This is a genomic window from Streptomyces hygroscopicus subsp. hygroscopicus (assembly GCF_001553455.1).
Lineage (GTDB): Bacteria > Actinomycetota > Actinomycetes > Streptomycetales > Streptomycetaceae > Streptomyces > Streptomyces hygroscopicus.
The window spans coordinates 31,993-47,407 of the sequence record NZ_BBOX01000121.1 but is presented as its reverse complement, the minus strand read 5'-3'; the positions used below and the strand labels follow the sequence as shown (position 1 = coordinate 47,407).

At 66.8% G+C, this 15,415-nt stretch carries 16 protein-coding genes and 2 pseudogenes; 7 read left to right on the top strand and 11 right to left on the bottom strand.

The features are described from left to right. Nucleotides 1–51: 51 nt before the first annotated feature. A pseudogene (locus AXW62_RS47105) lies at nucleotides 52–312 on the top strand (hypothetical protein); the annotation flags it as partial. Here AXW62_RS47105 and AXW62_RS45765 read toward each other — a convergent pair. Next, nucleotides 313–543 (bottom strand): site-specific integrase, encoded by a 231-nt coding sequence (locus AXW62_RS45765; RefSeq protein ID WP_252368598.1) that lies wholly within the window; start codon nucleotides 541–543, stop codon nucleotides 313–315. It abuts the pseudogene before it with no gap. A 207-nt stretch (nucleotides 544–750) separates the two neighbouring features. Between AXW62_RS45765 and AXW62_RS13835 the strand changes: the two genes are divergently transcribed. Continuing rightward, nucleotides 751–1,917, top strand: a complete 1,167-nt coding sequence (locus tag AXW62_RS13835; protein WP_060944782.1) for a hypothetical protein — start codon at nucleotides 751–753, stop codon at nucleotides 1,915–1,917. A gap of 262 nt (nucleotides 1,918–2,179) precedes the next feature. On the opposite strand, the gene AXW62_RS13830 is transcribed toward AXW62_RS13835, so the two are convergent. From AXW62_RS13830 to AXW62_RS13815, 4 genes are all read right to left on the bottom strand, one after another. Further along, on the bottom strand, nucleotides 2,180–3,328 hold the full coding sequence (locus AXW62_RS13830) for a PDDEXK family nuclease (protein ID WP_060944781.1): 1,149 nt from the start codon (nucleotides 3,326–3,328) through the stop codon (nucleotides 2,180–2,182). 310 nt (nucleotides 3,329–3,638) lie between these two features. Continuing rightward, nucleotides 3,639–4,961 (bottom strand): 7-cyano-7-deazaguanine synthase, encoded by a 1,323-nt coding sequence (locus tag AXW62_RS13825; protein WP_060944780.1) that lies wholly within the window; start codon nucleotides 4,959–4,961, stop codon nucleotides 3,639–3,641. Beyond that, a complete protein-coding gene (locus AXW62_RS13820) occupies nucleotides 4,958–5,569 on the bottom strand; it encodes a hypothetical protein (protein WP_060944779.1) in 612 nt (203 codons plus the stop codon). Before AXW62_RS13820 ends, AXW62_RS13825 begins: the two co-directional genes overlap by 4 nt. Nucleotides 5,570–5,689: 120 nt before the next feature. Further along, on the bottom strand, nucleotides 5,690–6,655 hold the full coding sequence (locus AXW62_RS13815; RefSeq protein WP_060944778.1) for a helix-turn-helix transcriptional regulator: 966 nt from the start codon (nucleotides 6,653–6,655) through the stop codon (nucleotides 5,690–5,692). 96 nt (nucleotides 6,656–6,751) lie between these two features. Here AXW62_RS13815 and AXW62_RS13810 point away from each other — a divergent pair, with 96 nt between their 5' ends. The 3 genes and pseudogenes from AXW62_RS13810 (at nucleotide 6,752) to AXW62_RS13805 (ending at nucleotide 9,047) form a co-directional block, all read left to right on the top strand. After that, the gene (locus AXW62_RS13810) at nucleotides 6,752–7,117 is read left to right on the top strand and encodes a VOC family protein (RefSeq protein WP_060944777.1); all 366 of its coding nucleotides are present in this window, start codon (nucleotides 6,752–6,754) and stop codon (nucleotides 7,115–7,117) included. 87 nt (nucleotides 7,118–7,204) lie between these two features. Then, nucleotides 7,205–8,192 (top strand): annotated as a pseudogene (locus tag AXW62_RS40895) (IS481 family transposase). Between the two features lie 312 nt (nucleotides 8,193–8,504). Then, the gene (locus AXW62_RS13805) at nucleotides 8,505–9,047 is read left to right on the top strand and encodes a phage terminase large subunit family protein (RefSeq protein WP_060944776.1); all 543 of its coding nucleotides are present in this window, start codon (nucleotides 8,505–8,507) and stop codon (nucleotides 9,045–9,047) included. On the opposite strand, the gene AXW62_RS40890 is transcribed toward AXW62_RS13805, so the two are convergent. Together AXW62_RS40890 and AXW62_RS13800 are read right to left on the bottom strand one after the other, a co-directional pair. Further along, nucleotides 9,015–9,413 carry a DUF2267 domain-containing protein gene (locus AXW62_RS40890; protein WP_079115615.1) on the bottom strand — a complete coding sequence of 133 codons (399 nt, stop codon included), beginning with the start codon at nucleotides 9,411–9,413 and terminating at the stop codon, nucleotides 9,015–9,017. The two genes, AXW62_RS13805 and AXW62_RS40890, sit on opposite strands and share 33 nt — an antisense overlap. An 81-nt stretch (nucleotides 9,414–9,494) precedes the next feature. Continuing rightward, complete coding sequence (locus tag AXW62_RS13800) at nucleotides 9,495–9,917, bottom strand: Hsp20/alpha crystallin family protein (RefSeq protein WP_060944810.1); 423 nt, start codon at nucleotides 9,915–9,917, stop codon at nucleotides 9,495–9,497. 202 nt (nucleotides 9,918–10,119) lie between these two features. On the opposite strand from AXW62_RS13800, the gene AXW62_RS13795 reads away from it, so the two are divergent. Both AXW62_RS13795 and AXW62_RS13790 read left to right on the top strand, forming a co-directional pair. Beyond that, nucleotides 10,120–10,608 (top strand): ATP-binding protein, encoded by a 489-nt coding sequence (locus tag AXW62_RS13795; protein WP_306305054.1) that lies wholly within the window; start codon nucleotides 10,120–10,122, stop codon nucleotides 10,606–10,608. A 40-nt stretch (nucleotides 10,609–10,648) separates the two neighbouring features. Further along, nucleotides 10,649–10,963 (top strand): hypothetical protein, encoded by a 315-nt coding sequence (locus AXW62_RS13790; protein ID WP_060944775.1) that lies wholly within the window; start codon nucleotides 10,649–10,651, stop codon nucleotides 10,961–10,963. 232 nt (nucleotides 10,964–11,195) lie between these two features. On the opposite strand, the gene AXW62_RS13785 is transcribed toward AXW62_RS13790, so the two are convergent. The 4 genes from AXW62_RS13785 to AXW62_RS13770 all read right to left on the bottom strand — a co-directional run bounded on the left by AXW62_RS13785 (nucleotide 11,196) and on the right by AXW62_RS13770 (nucleotide 15,391). Continuing rightward, nucleotides 11,196–11,843 carry a DUF4352 domain-containing protein gene (locus tag AXW62_RS13785; RefSeq protein WP_252368597.1) on the bottom strand — a complete coding sequence of 216 codons (648 nt, stop codon included), beginning with the start codon at nucleotides 11,841–11,843 and terminating at the stop codon, nucleotides 11,196–11,198. Nucleotides 11,844–12,227: 384 nt separating this feature from the next. Beyond that, entirely contained in the window at nucleotides 12,228–13,349 is a 1,122-nt protein-coding gene (locus AXW62_RS13780) for an acetoin dehydrogenase dihydrolipoyllysine-residue acetyltransferase subunit (RefSeq protein ID WP_060944808.1), read from the bottom strand. Nucleotides 13,350–13,357: 8 nt separating this feature from the next. Further along, complete coding sequence (locus tag AXW62_RS13775) at nucleotides 13,358–14,371, bottom strand: alpha-ketoacid dehydrogenase subunit beta (RefSeq protein WP_060944774.1); 1,014 nt, start codon at nucleotides 14,369–14,371, stop codon at nucleotides 13,358–13,360. 24 nt (nucleotides 14,372–14,395) lie between these two features. Continuing rightward, nucleotides 14,396–15,391, bottom strand: coding sequence for a thiamine pyrophosphate-dependent dehydrogenase E1 component subunit alpha (locus AXW62_RS13770; RefSeq protein ID WP_060944773.1), 996 nt, complete (start codon nucleotides 15,389–15,391; stop codon nucleotides 14,396–14,398). Nucleotides 15,392–15,415 lie beyond the last annotated feature (24 nt).

Below are 15,415 nucleotides of genomic sequence, written 5' to 3'. Positions count from 1 at the left end.
CACCATGAGCCGCTCGCCCAAGCCCAGGCTGTGATGTCATAGGCGGCTGGCATGCTGCGGGCAGCAGCCAGAGGGGGGCCTATGTCCGTACCGAGTAAATGGAATATTTCTCGACATTGGAACGAAAGTCCGAGAAAAGGTGATTTCGCACCTCACCTGTTGCTTGATGAGCCGCGTTGCTTCGCCTGCGGGTGGTTCTCTGAGCGAGAGAAGCGGGCCACTGCTCAAGCCTCATGGCAACGCGCCAATCTCGAACGAGCCCACATCACCCCCAGCAGCCTCGGTGGGCCAGACGAAGCGAGCAACCTGCTCCTACTCTGTAGGCCTTGCCATCAAGAGGTTCATCGTGACCGCGATCTGCGAGTGGCCCAGGATCTCCATCACGACGCGCGGGGCGAACCCGGCCGCGAACAACAGCGAGGCGCATCCATGCTGGGTGTCGTGCAGACGCACCCGTGGCGGTCCAGCAGCCACCGCGATCCAGCCGAACCGGTAGAGGTTGCGCAGCTCTAACGGCAGACCGCTGCGCGTGGTGAACACCAAATCGCCGGCCCGCCAGTCCGACCCGGCAGCGGCCCACTGTGTGGCCTGCCGAACGCGCCTACCACCGGAGCGGGGCGACGCACAACTCCACTCACTGACTGCAGCGTTCTGGCTGCGTCCTGTAAGCCTTCTCGTTAGCCTGATGCAGCAGTAAGGGCAAATGGTGCGTCCCGCCAAGGCGTACTAGCCGGAGGCAGGAAGGTCGGCGTGGTGGAGAGACTGCAGCTTGTCGACGTCGAGCACATCCCCAGCGACGAGCTCGTGCCGCTGATCACGCGCAGCTTCGACAACCTCGTGACCGTATCCATCGCGGAAGCCACCAATGGCTACATCCCGCAGAAGACCCGTCGCCTGCTGCGGAAGGCGGAATGGCGCCTGGACTGGCAGGACGCACTGCTCTGCGCCTGCGGAGAGCTCCAGGTCGCGTGCGAACGGATGCGCTACACCAACGATCCTCGCCTGCAGCGCACCGAGTACCGCCTCCGCCGCGTACGCAACCGCTGTCACGAGGCTGGAGTACTTGCCAAGAAGTTACGCCGCAACGACTTCAACAACAGCGCGGAAAGAAAGAACGGCACAAGCTCCCACCGCACCGCACAGGGTTGGCTGAGGCAGGTGTTCTCCGATGAGTACGCCGGTCTTGTCCAAGAGGAGCGCGCCCGCCGACAACTGGGCGACGTGCCTGAGACCCCAGCTTTCCACGATGTACATGAGGAATTCGCCTACGCCTGTTCCAATGGCCTGATCACGGCACCACGTAGCCCGGACGTTGAGGCGCTGATAGCGGCCTCGGACCTTGCGGTGCGGAACGCCGCCGCCAAGGATGCCAAGGACCAGGAAGAACGCAACATGGCGTTGCGCCATCCGCTGCTTTTGGGCCGATGGGAGAACGCCTTGAGAGCCCTCGGGTACATGGTCGTGGGGCGTGCACGAGCCAAGACGCCGCATGGTTTGGGAAGTCTTCCGGACAGCTTCTACACGATCCCCCAAGCGGAAGCCCTGGAAGTACTCAACGCCCGGCGCTTCCTCGCAGCGGTCCAGCAGCGACGCATGGAGTACAAGCGTTGCGTTCGCCAGCTCAGCCAGGCGCTGCGCGAGCGTGAGCGGGAAAGCCCTCTCATTGTCGCCCTGGCCGAGGCCAAAGAAGCAGCCAGCCAGCTTCTCGTCGATATGCACCCGGCTGAATACGCGCTCATCCGATCCGCACTGCGCCCCTACGAGGTACGCGATGGCTATCTGCCCAGAGAACTCGTCAGCAGCGGTCAGCGAGCTCAGATCAAGCAGGAAGTTCTGGGGGCGTTGGAAGATGGCAAATGGCCGCGCTCGGTACCGCCTCCGTCACAGATTCCGGAGGCAACACGAGCCCATGAGTGAAGCGCGGTAGGCACGGCACGAATTGATCGTGGGAACAGGGTGCACCTGCCCATCTGGAGGAGCTGCGCGACAATCCTCACAGCCGACATACGCCACTCCATGCGGCGCATTCATTCGTCTCCGTTAGCGCCGGCTTGCGACCGGCCCCGGAGGTCATCTTCCAGGTAGAGCCACACGCTGGCCACGAGGGAATAATACGTTGAGGACATCCCGGAATCACCCTCCCCGGCTTCTTGCTGCCGACGTCCATTCACCGAGCCACTCAGGCGGAGGTTTCCTGGTCGTCCATGAGCTCCTGGATTGCCGCCAGGATCCCTTCGACCGCGCCGGATTCGGCTGCGAGGGCGGATAGAGGGACCGACGGCCAGCCCTTGTAGCCCTTCTCCCGCTGCACCTCGAGCTTCTTCGCCAGCTCGGGGACAGCCGGCAGAGACCTCGCAAACGCCGCAGCGCGGTCGAGACCAAGGTGATGAGTGATCGATCCGAAGCTGAAGGCCAATTCCTCCTTCACGGGGTTGTCGTACAACGATAACGTCCAGAACGGCACCTGCCGACCGGCGACCGGATAGTAGACCGACATGCTGGGATACTTGGCCGTTCCGCCCTCCAGCCGTCCCCTGACCGTCGCATGATCGAGCAGAGCGGTTGCTATCCGACTCAGTTCCGGGGCGAGCCGAGCCCGGATGACCGCATCCATGTCGGCACGCGTGGTCCGCTGCTTGGTGCGGCGGCCGGAAGGGGACTTCGCTGCCGTGGCGACCTCCCCGTGGATACGCGGGACGAGGACGCGGAGGTCTCCGTTGCCTCGGTACTGGGTCAATTCGACCGCGTACACATCAGTCTGCCGCATCTGCCGGTTGAGGAACTCGACGATCGCTCTCAGCTCCAGCGGAATCCGGTCCGCGACGAACAGCAGCCGCATTTGCCCGGCGACCAGCCGTTCCTCGACCGTCGACCAGAACTCTTCAGGGGAGCGGTCACCGAGCAGTTCCCCGTACGCCTCGTCCAGCGGTCGTCCGTCCGCACTACAGGTCTCCTCGAAAGAGCGCTGAAGCAGCGCTCCGGGCCAGTAGCGCGCTCCGTTCGCCGCGTAGTCAAGCATCTGGCCCACCACTTCACGCCGGATACGAGTATCGCTCGCTCGCTTGACCTCCACCAGCGTCGGCACCCCGTCAGCGTCGACGAATAGATGGTCCAGCCAGTACGCCGGACCACTCTCCCCACTCGTCGGAACACCCATCTCCCGTGCCACCAGTACCAGCCGCAACGACTGCCCATCGGCAAGCGAGCCGAAATCCAGTACCCGTGGATGGCGCGCGAGGAGCTCCTGGAACTCCGCCTCGGTCTCGAACGCGGTCGGCTCCAGGGCCTGCAGAGCATTTCCCAGGACGAATACTGGCTGATCAGTCACTTGTTACCCCACCCTGTGATCCACGACCGTGTTCAGCGATCATTCCGCATTGATTGATACCGGAAGCCAGTGACAACAGCGACCCCGCCCGCACTGCGACCGGTCGCCTGCCCGAGCAGCTCGGTGCCGAGCCGGTCCGGAGCCTCGCTTTGGCGTGCAGGAGTGACTGGAGCACATCGGGATCACACGGATCCTTCGCGGCACAGTGCTGGCAGGGGCTAAATATTCGCCAGGCGGCCGCCCAGGCTCGGTCGCTAACTCGGATGACGGCAGGTCTGGGGGAGTCGTGACTCGCGCCCCACATCGCCGCCTACGCCGCGTCAGCAGCCTTGGCCGAATCCGCGATCTGAAGCAGCCGGGCCAGCTCCTCCGGCCCGCGCCTGATCAAATCGAACGCCACCGCCGGGTCTGTATCCGGCGGCAGCGGAGTATCGGTGAGGACATCCGTGAGGCTGTACCGGTCGAGCAGCCACAGATGCAGTGCGCGCCAGTCGGTGCCCCGGTCGAAGGGTAGGTCATCCGCCCATGGCAATGCCTCGTACTGGGTGCCGTCCGTGCCGTTTGCGTGGAGCAGCCCGGAGCGACGTACCAGACACGGGAAGCAAACGCCGCAATTGGCAATGCGAGGGCCGCCGCTGCGGCGGGCGGGTGGCTTGCCGCAGCTCAGGGTGGATTCCAGGTCGGACGGGGTAAGACCTGCATCACGCCCAGCCTTACACACCTCGCCTTTCGTCAGCCGCCCCAAGGGGTTGACCACCCGTACCACAGTTCCGGCGTCACCCACGGCGGTTAGCAAGGCGTTCAGACGGCCCAGCGTCCATGGGTGCACGGAACGGGTGGAGCAGGCCGCCGAACGTGCTGGCGTCAAGGGGGGGTTGAGGGCGAGCTGACCGTTCTCGGGGATGTGGACGGTGGTTACTCCGTGCGCGGTAGCGGCGCGGATCGCGCCGGCGGCGTACAGCAGACCGCGGGTGCGGGACGAGGTTTCCAGCCGCAGTCCGGAGCCGTCACCCGCCGGGGTCTGGCTCATCGGTAGCAGCATTACTTGCCGGTGTCCGCCCAGTCGCTCGACGGCCTTGTACACCCGCTGCTGGAGACGTAGTAGGCCGATTTCGCGGAACATCACGAGCAGCAGCGGTCGGGGGTCGTCGGCGCGCGAGCGGGTGGCTGCCCAGCTGAGGGAATCCAGTCCACCGGAGAACAACGCGACTTCGGAGGCACGCGGGTCGTCAGGGAAGATCATCGCCTCCTCGACCTGGTGACCGGTGAGAGGCCGGAAGTCCACATGCCAGAGGTCCCCGGTGAGGATCTGGAGGAGTGCGGTGAGATGGGTACGGACGGCTGCGCTCTGCCATCGCTCGTGTTCCGTGACGGGCACGGCGAGGCTGATGCGGCGGGTCCACCGGTCCCGCACGCCGGTACGGCGTACGTACTTGCCGGCAATGAACGCCGCCCTGGCGACGCGGAACAGGTCCTCCGCCCAGTCGGGGACCGGACCGGGCAGGTGGTGCCGGCCGGTGATGCGGCGCTCTTTTTCCTGAAAGGCTTCCTCGCCGATCTCCGTCCAGCGGTCATCGCGAGGCCGGTCCGCGCTGTGGCCACGCCACCACAGGAAATGGTCGGAACCGGTCATGCCGCGGCTCCCGCTTCTCCGGTGGTCTCCTCAAGGATCAGACCGAGTACCTTGCCGACCGCCCGCGGTACCAGTGATTCGGCGATCTTGGGCAGTGCGGTCGGGGGATCCTGCGCAACGCCCACCACCGATTGCGCGGTGTCCACGGCTTGCGCGTGGCCCGTTACTTCGGCGGACGCCTCGCAGGGATTCGGTACCAGGTCCACCACATTCTCCGCGACCCAGTCGGCGATCCTGCCTTCCGGATCGGTCGCGATGAGCACCGGTACGGCCAGTTTGACGTGCTCGGCAACAACGGACCGGAGGAACTCCCCCACCATATCGGCGAAGAACACCTGGTAGAGATCGCACAGGATGTCCCAGGCAAAGCCACCGCCCGCGCCATTCCCGTTCATGGCGTCGTCCATCTCGGGATGCCTGTCCCGGACATCGCGGACCGCCGCGGCCACCCCTCTGCGCACCGCGGCGTCGGCGAGTGTGCCACCGTCTCCGCCGACTTCCGAGACGAGACGTGCGACGAGCGCGTCCGAGGACTCGGCGCCCTCAGTGGCCAGCGAGCCCAGGACCCCGGCGAGCCGTTCACCGGCTACACAGGCCGTGTCATACAACCCGAAAGCCGATCGATCGGCGCGGAGCGTCTCGTGCAGGGCACGCAAATGGTCTGCGGCGATCTCTTCTAGCTGTACTGACCGGGCACGTTGATTGAGAACAGGGGACCTGATCGGCAATCACGATGCGGGGGTTGAGTGCCTGTCAGCCAGGTCCCTGGCGAGCTGACTGATGCGTGCGCGGGCCGTCTCAGGGGCGAGCACCTCGATGTGGTCGCCGAACTGCAGAAGCTGACGCACCGACTCGATGTCGGGGTAGCGCACGACGACGACGCACGAGCCTTTTTCCGCGTCGGAGACATGGTGGATGCGGGTGCCGAGGATGCGCCGCGCCAGGTCGAGACCCTTTTCCGGCAGGCGGATGGTCACGCTCACGCGATCTTGCTCCTCAGTGCGTTTCTTCAACTCGGCCCATCTGGTGCGGAGGGTTTCGCCTGGTTGGAGCACGGCTGGTGCGTCTAGCTGTTCGAAGGCCGACAGTCGTTCCAGAGCGAGCAGCCGGCTGTCGCCCTGGTCATCGGCGACGAGATACCAGCGACCTGATTTCGCCACGATCCCGTACGGGTCGACCACCCGTGTCGAGGCCTGGCTCTCGGCGCTGCGCCGGTACAGGATTCGAAGGCGTCGCCGGTGTCGCAGGGTCGAGGCCAGATCCGATACTTCGACCGCTGCCTCGGGGGCAGCAAACCACGCGGTGCTGTCGACAAGCACAAGGTCAGCCAGGCGCAGCGGGCTCGGCGACTCAGGTGCTGCAGCCTGGCGGGCGGCGATCTTGCGCTCGGCCGACTCCCACACCGCAGTTAGGCCCATTCGCTCACGTAGTGCGCTGTCCAAGCCGGCCACGGATAGGGCCTCCAGTTCTGGTGGTTCCAGATGGGATGCGCTGAGCCGTGCACTGGGGAGCAGGACGATCCCGCCGTTCCGCCCACGTTCGGCATAGACGGGCACGCCCGCTGTCGATAGCGCCTCGACGTCCCGCAGCACAGTCCGCCGGGACACCTCAAGACGCGCGGCGAGCTCCGTGGTAGTGAGCCGCTGACGGGTCTGCAGGAGCAGCAGGAGATGCAGGAGCCTTGAAGCCTTCATGCTTACCCATGTTCTCAGAAAAGGTGACAGGTTCCGTCGCGATTGGTTGATCCACTGGGTGCTGGACCGAGAAATCAACGAGTTGAGGAGCACTCCATGCCCGCACCGAACCTGTTCCTGATCGGCGTCCGCGACGCCGAGGCCGCCACCGCCTTCTACAGCGACCTGTTCGAGATCGAACCGACCTTCACCAGTCCCCACTACGTAGCCTTCGAAGCTGCCCCCGGTGTCCTGTTCGCACTGTGGACGGGCTACAGCGAGCACGCGGTCCCGAGCCTCCCTCGTACGACAGAGATCGGACTCATGGTGCCGGGGCCATCGGAGGCGATTGACGAGATCTTCACGAGGTGGGCCTCGAAGGGGGTCCACGTTGTGCAGGAGCCGCATGATGCTGTCTTCGGCCGCACGTTCGTGATTACGGACCCTGACGGCAACCTCATCCGAGTCTCCCCGGTCGACTGACCTGCACTATCCCTCCCCGCATATCTCCAAGCTGAAGGGCCGGCCACACACCATGGCCGGCCCTTCAGCCTGTCTAGGAGCTCAGAAATGTCGCATTCGAACGCGGCCCTCACCCCGCGCCACCGGCTGAAAGTCGCTCGACTCGTCGCTGACGACGGCTGGCCAGTCAGCGAAGTCGCGGCCCGCTTCCAGGTGTCCTGGCCGACCGTGAAGCGCTGGGTCGATCGCTACCTCGCAGGCGAGTCCATGCAGGACCGATCCTCACGACCGCGGAGCTCTCCGGCCAAGACACCCAAGACCGTGACAAAGAGGTGCGTCAGCCTGCGACTACGTCTGCGGGAAGGGCCGGTCCAGCTCGCTGCGAGACTCAATATCGCCCCGTCGACAGTGCATCGAATCCTGCGATCGGCCCGCCTGAACCGACTCGCCTACGTCGACCGTGAGACCGGTGAGCCCGTCCGCCGGTATGAGCACGACCATCCGGGATCACTGGTGCACGTGGACGTGAAGAAGCTCGGGAACATCCCCGACGGTGGCGGCTGGCGCTACGTCGGCCGCCACCAAGGCGAGAAGCACCGCGCCGCGACGCAGAGCAAGTCACGCAACGCCTACGGCGGCCCGAGGGTCGGATACGCATTCGTGCACACCGTCATCGACGACCACTCCCGCGTCGCCTACACCGAGGTCCACGACGACGAAACAGCCGTCACCGCCGTCGGCTTCCTGCACCGGGCTGTCGACTGGTTCGCTGACCGTGGCGTCACCATTGAGAGGGTCCTGTCGGACAACGGCGGCGCGTACCGCTCGTACCTGTGGCGCGACAACTGCGAAGCGCTTTCGATCACCTCGAAGTTCACGCGCCCTTACCGCCCGCAGACGAACGGGAAGGTCGAGCGCTTCCACCCGCACCATGGCCGATGGCTGGGCCTACGCCCGCTGCTACACCAGCGAGCAAGAACGACGCGACGCACTGGCCGGTTGGCTCCACCAGTACAACCACCACCGGCCCCACACCGCGTGCGGCAACCAGCCGCCATTCTCACGATTGATCAACGTGCCCGGTCAGTACACCTAGCCGCTGATCCGCGTTGCGCGAGTCCTCCCGCCAGCGAGCCAGCCGCCTCGCCGCGGAGCTCCATCGGTCGCCGTTCGGTCCCTTCCATCGCGTGGATGTCCCCACAGCACCCCCAACCCGATGGTGTCCCGACCCGGCCTCCCAACCATGGCACCAGACCGGACGATCCCCAGGTAGGGCGCGACTTGGCCAAGGCGGCGCGGACCTGCCCAGCGGCCAACTGGCCAGCAATATCACCGTCTGCGACATGTACACCGAGGAACGTCATCAGACGTAACGTTGAGTCACGCACATCGCACAGAGAACGCGGACATGACCGCCTCCACCGTCGCCGGGCGCGGCTGGCCGGCGGAGACGATGTTCGGTGACGACCGTCCCCGCGGGTATCTGCTGCACTGCGAGCAGGACCGGTACACGCCGACGCAGGCGATGAAGCGGGCCGCCGCGCTGTACCACGAGCACCGGGCGGACTGCGTGATGATCGAGGCCAACAGCGGTGGCGACTACCTCCCCGCGCTGTGGGAGCAGGTCGACCCGACGGTGAACTGGCGAATCGTTCACGCGACCCGTGGAAAGCGGGCGAGGGCGGCTCCGGTAGCGCAGTTGTACGAGCAGGTTCGGGTCTCTCATGCGGGTCTGGCGAGGGTGTTTGCGGAGCTGGAAGAGCAGATGACGATGTTTGTCGGGCAGGGCGAGACGGAGGACTCTCCGGACCTGTTGGACTCGGCGGTGTGGGCATTGTGGGATCTGTTCCTGGATCCGACGATGCCGTCTCCGCGGGGTGGGGATGATCAGAGGCTTAGTGGTCGTCGGCAGAGGCGGTCATCGGACTGGTTGTGGGCGGCCGAAGAGTAGGTCATAGCCCGGGGGGAGCTGGAGCAGGATCTGGTTCATCAGTTCTTCGCCTGCGAGGTCGGCCGCGACGCTGAGCACGGCGCTGACGTCCCAGGTGGCGGTGCGTTCGGTGGCGCCTTCGATCCATGCGGCTGTTGCCCGGATGAATCGTTCGGGTGGGAGCGGTTCGTGGCAGTGGAGGGGGTTGAGGAGTACCAGTGCCAAGGCGTCGGGGAGGCGGGCGGCGAGTTCGGCGCGCACTTCTCCGACCAGGTGTGCGCCCAGTAGGGCGAGGACGACGCGGGCGGCTCGTTCGGCTTCTTCGGGTGAGTCGTACTCGCCGCGTTCTTGGATGGCTGCCAGGAATGCGTCCCAGTGCATGGGCATGGTTCCTCCCGGTCCCGCGTCTCGGAAGGGTGTGGTGGTCGGGGGCGCGGGCGGGGGCGATGGCCCCCGCCCCTGAGGGGGTCAGCTGCTGATCTGCTTGCGGCTGCTGCCGCCGCTGATGGCGATCTTGCGGGGCTTGGCCTCTTCGGCGACTGGGATGGTGAGGCGCAGCACGCCGGCGTCGTAGGAGGCGTCGATGCGCTCGCTGTCCAGGGTCTCGCCGAGGAACAGCTGGCGGCTGAAGGAGCCGGTGGGTCGCTCGGCGACCACGACTTCGGTGCCTTCGCCTGCACTGGGCCGGCGTTCGGCCTTGACGGTCAGGACGTTGCGCTCGACGTCGAGGTCGATGGTCTCGGGATCGACGCCGGGGAGGTCCAGTTCGACCACGAAGGTGTCGCCGGCTCGGAAGGCGTCCATCGGCATGGCCGCGGGGTGGGCTGGTGTGCCCAGGAGCTGCTGGGTGAGGCGGTCCAGCTCACGGAACGGGTCGGTGCGCATCAGCATCGTCATCACTCCCTTCGTCGGGATGCCAGTGCGTTCACCGCGTTTTCCGGTATAGCTCGCCCGGCGAAAATTGACAAGCCTGGGCGCAACTTTCCTGTTGTCCGTCGTGGCGGGTTGTTGTGTGAGTGACCGGCTGTGCGGGGCACACGACACAGGGCAGGCAGTTGCCGTGGTGAACGCGCCGGAGTACGGGGTGAGGCTGATGGATGAGGTGGAGATCCTGCCGGTGGCCGGACCGGCGACGCTGACGATCTTTGTCTCGATGAACCGGCCGGGCTCTATCGCCATGGCCCGTGAGGGCGCCCGCGCCTTCGTGGAGTGTCTGCGATTCGATGTTGGCAGGAAGGCGGCCGACAGCGTGGCGCTGGTGGTGTCGGAGCTGGTCACCAACGCCCTGCGGCACGCGGGAGGCCGCTGCGTGCTGAGCCTGGCTGCTCTGCCGGACGCCGTCGAGGTGGCCGTGGGCGACTCCAGCCTGGTTCGTCCGCAGTGGCGTATCTCGGACCGGGTCGGCGGCGGGGGCTTCGGCTGGCCGATGGTTCACCGGCTGGCTCGCTCGGTGACCGTGACCGGCAGGGCAGGCGGTGGCAAGACGGTGCGCGCGGTGGTGCCCTGTGGCGCGGGGCGCACTCCTCGGACTCGTCACGGACTGCCCCACAGCGCGACGGCGGGCCTGGTGGACGGCGGCTAGGGTTTGATGTTGGCGCGGGGCCGACTTCCTGGGAGTGGAGATGGGCCTGCGCCAGTTCGTGATCGATGCGTGGTCGTGGCTGAACTACAAGCCGGTGATGGCCGAGGCCGGCAGGCCGGGGAACCAGTCGTTCCCGGAACTGACTGCCGTGTGGCTGCCGCCCGAGGAACTGCGGCGGCTGGCCGCGTACAAGGTGCTGTCGGCCTATGACAACAACCAGGCTGACCAGCTTGCGGCGGCCTCGGGTGATGAAGCGGGGATCGAGCGGCGGGAGCTGTGCGACGCCGCGAAGCTTGACCTCTCGCCATTCGTCGACCCGCTCCACCCCACGACACGGGTACGAAACTGCCCTTGATCACCAGCCTGTCGATCAGATTCCGCAGGTCAGTGGGGTCATCCTGCTGCGTGGTGCCCTGCCGGGGGCACCAGCCAAACGCCCCGGACCGATCATGGTCCGGGGCCTTATGGGCTCGACCCCTCTTGGGGTCGCCGCAGAGGGCGTCCGTGGCGCCGGCCCTCGTGGCGGGTGTGGACGACACGGTTGTCGAGGTCAGAGCAGTGGAGGCTGCCGGGTCGGTCAGCGGACGCTAGGACAGCTTCCATTCACCGGTTTGGTTGGCCATCCCGGAGTTCATGGCGAACTGGATCGTGTCCGTCTTGGATGCCTTGGGGACTTCGAACACGATCCAGCCCAACGCCTTGCCGCCGGGCTTCAGCCTCACGGCGCTGGACATGGAGGGGCCCGCGGTGATGTCGGCGAAGGTGGAATCGAACTGCTGGCCGTCGACATCGGTGATCTTGGCGCCGTTTGCGGGGCTGTCGCTGTAAGCGGCGGTGCCCGTGTTGACCAGCTTGAACTGGACGCCGACGAATCGCTTGCCGGACCCGGGTGTGGTGAACTCATCGCTGGACTTCGCCGGGTCGGCGATCTTGACGACAGTGACGTCGAGCTTGTTGCCGTCTTCCAGGCCCTTCAGCGCGATGGTGTCGCCGACCTTGGCGACGTCGGGCGTGGCGGACTTCTCGGCGGCCGGCTTCTCGGCGGCCGGCTTCTCGGCGGCCGGCTTCTCGCCGGTCGTAGCGCTGGCCGACGCCTTGGCCTTGGGCTTGTCGGTGACGGTGTCGCCGGAGTCGCCGGAGTCGCAGGCGGTGAGGCCGAGCGCGCAGATGCCGGCAGCGGCGACGGTGGCGACGAGTCTGATACGGGTGCGTCTGATACGGGTGCGGTGGTACACGTTCTCCCCAAGGGTTCTGTGGCTTGCGTGTGAAGGACCCATGAAGGAGCCATACGGTTGTATGCCACATTCGAAAAAATTTGAGGCGGAAGCAACCTGAAGGCCGCATCTGACGTCCGGAGCGCTTGGCGTGCCCTGCCGCCGCCCGTCGCGCGGTCTACCGGCCGGCCCGGTTCCGGTCGCGGGTTCGAACCCCGCCGGCCCGGTTCCGGGCGTGGGTTCGAGCCCCGCCGGCCCGACGCGGTCCTCCGGCGGAACGGGCGACGGCCTGCTCGACGGCCACGAAGCGCTGCTCACACTCCGGGCAGGTCGCCGCACCGACGGCATGAGTCAGGGTGCGCGCGACGTGCTCATGGCCGTCGGCCAGGACGACGACTCGTATCCTCAGCCGTCCAGGGTCCCGGCCACGGCGTCGACGACGGCAGAGGGCTGTTCCATGTGGACCATGTGCCCGGCGTTGTCGACATAGGCGATCTGGGCGCGGCCTTCCAGCGCAGCCGCGTTGGCCGCCGGGAGTACCTGGTCCGCGCGGCCCCACACCACCCTGACCGGGCCCGTGAATTCCCGGAGCAGACCGGCGGCGTCGATTCCGGGGCGGTCGCCATTGAGAAGCGTGCCGAGCAGGCTGTCGAGCGCCTGCTGTACGCCGTCGAGCCGCTTGTACTTCATCAGGTCGTCGGCGAGTTGCCGGGTGACGTGTCCCGGGTCGGCGAACAGCTGGGTCAGGTGCGGCTTGAGCTCCCGCCGTGACGAGGCGCGGGCGAATCCGCGCAGGTAGTCGGCGTTGATCTGGTCGCCGTAGCCGGCGGGTGCGACGAGGGTCAGCGACGCGATCCTGCCAGGTTCGCGGGCGGCGGCAGCGGTGGCCACGGCGCCACCGAGTGAGTGCCCGACCACGTGGACGCGTTCGATGCCCTGCTGGTCGAGGAAACCGGCCACCGCGCCGGCGAGGGTGTCGAGGGAACCGTCGCCGACGTCCTTGGTGGAGTCGCCGTGGCCGGGCAAGTCGATCGCGTGCACGGTGGCGCGGGCCGACAGCGGTTCCTGTACGAAGAGCCAGGAGTTCTTGTCGCCGCCGTAGCCGTGTATGAGCAGCACGGTCTCCGCCGCGGTGCCGAGGGTCGCGTAGGAGAGCGTACGGCCGTCCACCCGCACTGTCCCGAGGGCAGGCCCGGCGACCTCGTCGACCGCGCCGGAGTCCAGTTCCTCGCGCGCCGCGCGGGCGGCCTCGTCGATCAGTTCCTCGGGCACGTCGGCCGGAGCGATCAGCGCGATAGTGGCGCCGACAGGGGCGTCCTCGTTCGTCTCGGCGAGGACCCGCCGCACAACACCCGGTACCGGCGACTCGAGCACTCCGGTGATCTTGTCGGTGTCGATGTCGGCCAGTTCGTCGCCCTCGGCCACCTCGTCGCCCTCGGCCACGAACCAGCTGGTGATCTTGCCGCTTTTCATCGACAGGCCCCACTTGGGCATGGTGACCTTCGTGATGGTGTCTTCGGTGCTCACGGGGTCCGTCACTTCTTCCAGTCCAGGGTCTTCTTGACGGCGTTGGCCACCTTCTGCGTGTCCGGGATGTAGAGCTGCTCCAGGGGCTGCGCGAAGGGCACCGGAGTGTGCGGGGCGGTGACCATCTCGATCGGCGCCCGCAAGGCGCCGAACGCCTCCTGCGCCACCAGGGCCGAGATGTCGGCGGCCATGCCGCAGCGTGGGGTGGCCTCGTCGACCACGACAAGCCGGCCGGTGTTCTCGACGCTCTCGAGGATCGTGTCGCGGTCGAGGGGACTGGTGGTGCGCGGGTCGATGATCTCCGCCTGGACGTCCTGCCGCGCCAGCTCGGCCGCCGCCTCCTCGGCCACCGAGACCATGCGGCCGAGGGCGACGATGGTGACATCGTCACCGTCCCGGACCACGTCGGCCTCGCCGAACGGGATGGTGTAGCTGTCCTCGGGTACCTCGCCGGTCATGTCGTAGAGCGCCTTGTGCTCGCAGAAGATGACCGGGTCGTTGTCGCGGATTGCCTGGATGAGCAGGCCCTTGGCCTCATACGGGCTGGAGGGCAGGACGACCTTGAGGCCGGGGATGTGGGTGAAGAGCGGGTACAGGCACTGGGAGTGCTGTGCGGCGGCGTTGAGACCGGCTCCGTACATGGTCCGCACCACCACCGGTGTGACGGCCTTGCCGCCGAACATGTAGCGGAACTTGGCGGCCTGGTTGAAGATCTGGTCGAAACAGACGCCCATGAAGTCGATGAACATCAGCTCGGCCACCGGGCGCAGGCCACGTGTCGCGGCGCCGACCGCGGCGCCGACGAACGCCGATTCCGAGATCGGCGTGTCCAGCACCCGTCCCGGGAATCGCTGCTGCAGCCCCTTGGTCACGCCGAGGACACCGCCCCATGCGTCGTCCTCACCGGGGCTGCCCGCGCCGCCCGCGTTGTCCTCGCCCATGATGATGACGGACCCGTCGCGCTCCATCTCCTGCCTGAGCGCCTCGTTGACCGCCTCGCGATAGCTGATCGTGCGTGCCATGACCGTGCTCCTGGAAGTCGGGGGTCAGTAGGTGACGTAGACGTCGGTGGTGAGGTCGTGTGCGGTCGGCACCGGGGCCTGCTTGGCCTCCGCCACCGCGGCCTCGATGAGACCGGCCACTTCCCCGTCGACACCGTCCAGCGCGGCCGTGTCCAGCCGGCCGGAAGCGGTGACGCGCTCACGGAACTGCTTGAGGCAGTCCAGCGACGCCCGCGCCCGCGCCACCTCATCGGCGCGATAGGTCTGCTGGTCGCCCTCGAAGTGGCCGTAGTACCGGGTGAACTTGACCTCGATCAGGGTGGGTCCGCCGCCTTCGCGGGCCCGCTCGATCGCCTCACCCGCGGCCTCGTACACCGCGAAGAAGTCGAAGCCGTCCACGATCACGCCCGGCATACCGAATCCGACGGCACGGTCGGCGATGTTGTCGCAGGCCACCGACCAGGTGGCCGCCGTGGCCTCCGCGTAGCCGTTGTTCTCCGCCACGAAGATCGCGGGCAGGTTCCACACCGAGGCGAGGTTGAGCGCTTCCAGGGTGGTCCCCTGATTACTCGCCCCGTCACCGAAGAACGCCACGCCGACGCCACCGGTCCCCTGGTGCTTGGCGGCCAGGGCGGTGCCGCAGATCAGGGGCGGACCGCCGCCGACGATGCCGTTCGCGCCGAGCATGCCCTTGGACAGGTCAGCGATGTGCATCGAGCCGCCCTTGCCCCGGCAGGACCCCGTGACACGACCGTAGATCTCGGCCATCATCTCCTTGACGTCCACGCCCTTGGCGATGCAGTGCCCGTGGCCGCGGTGCGTGCTGGCGATCGAATCGCGCTCGTCGAGGTGGGCACAGACCGCGGTGGCCGAGGCTTCCTCGCCCGCGTACAGGTGTACGAACCCCGGTATCTCACCCGTGGCGAACTCGAGGTGCAGCCGCTCCTCGAACTCGCGGATGGTGCGCATGGTGCGATACGCCTCCAGCAGTGCCTTCTGGTCGAGCCCCGACGTGGCCTTGGCCGGTTGAGTGGGTGTCATCGTTGACGGTCCTTTCTTCGAGGG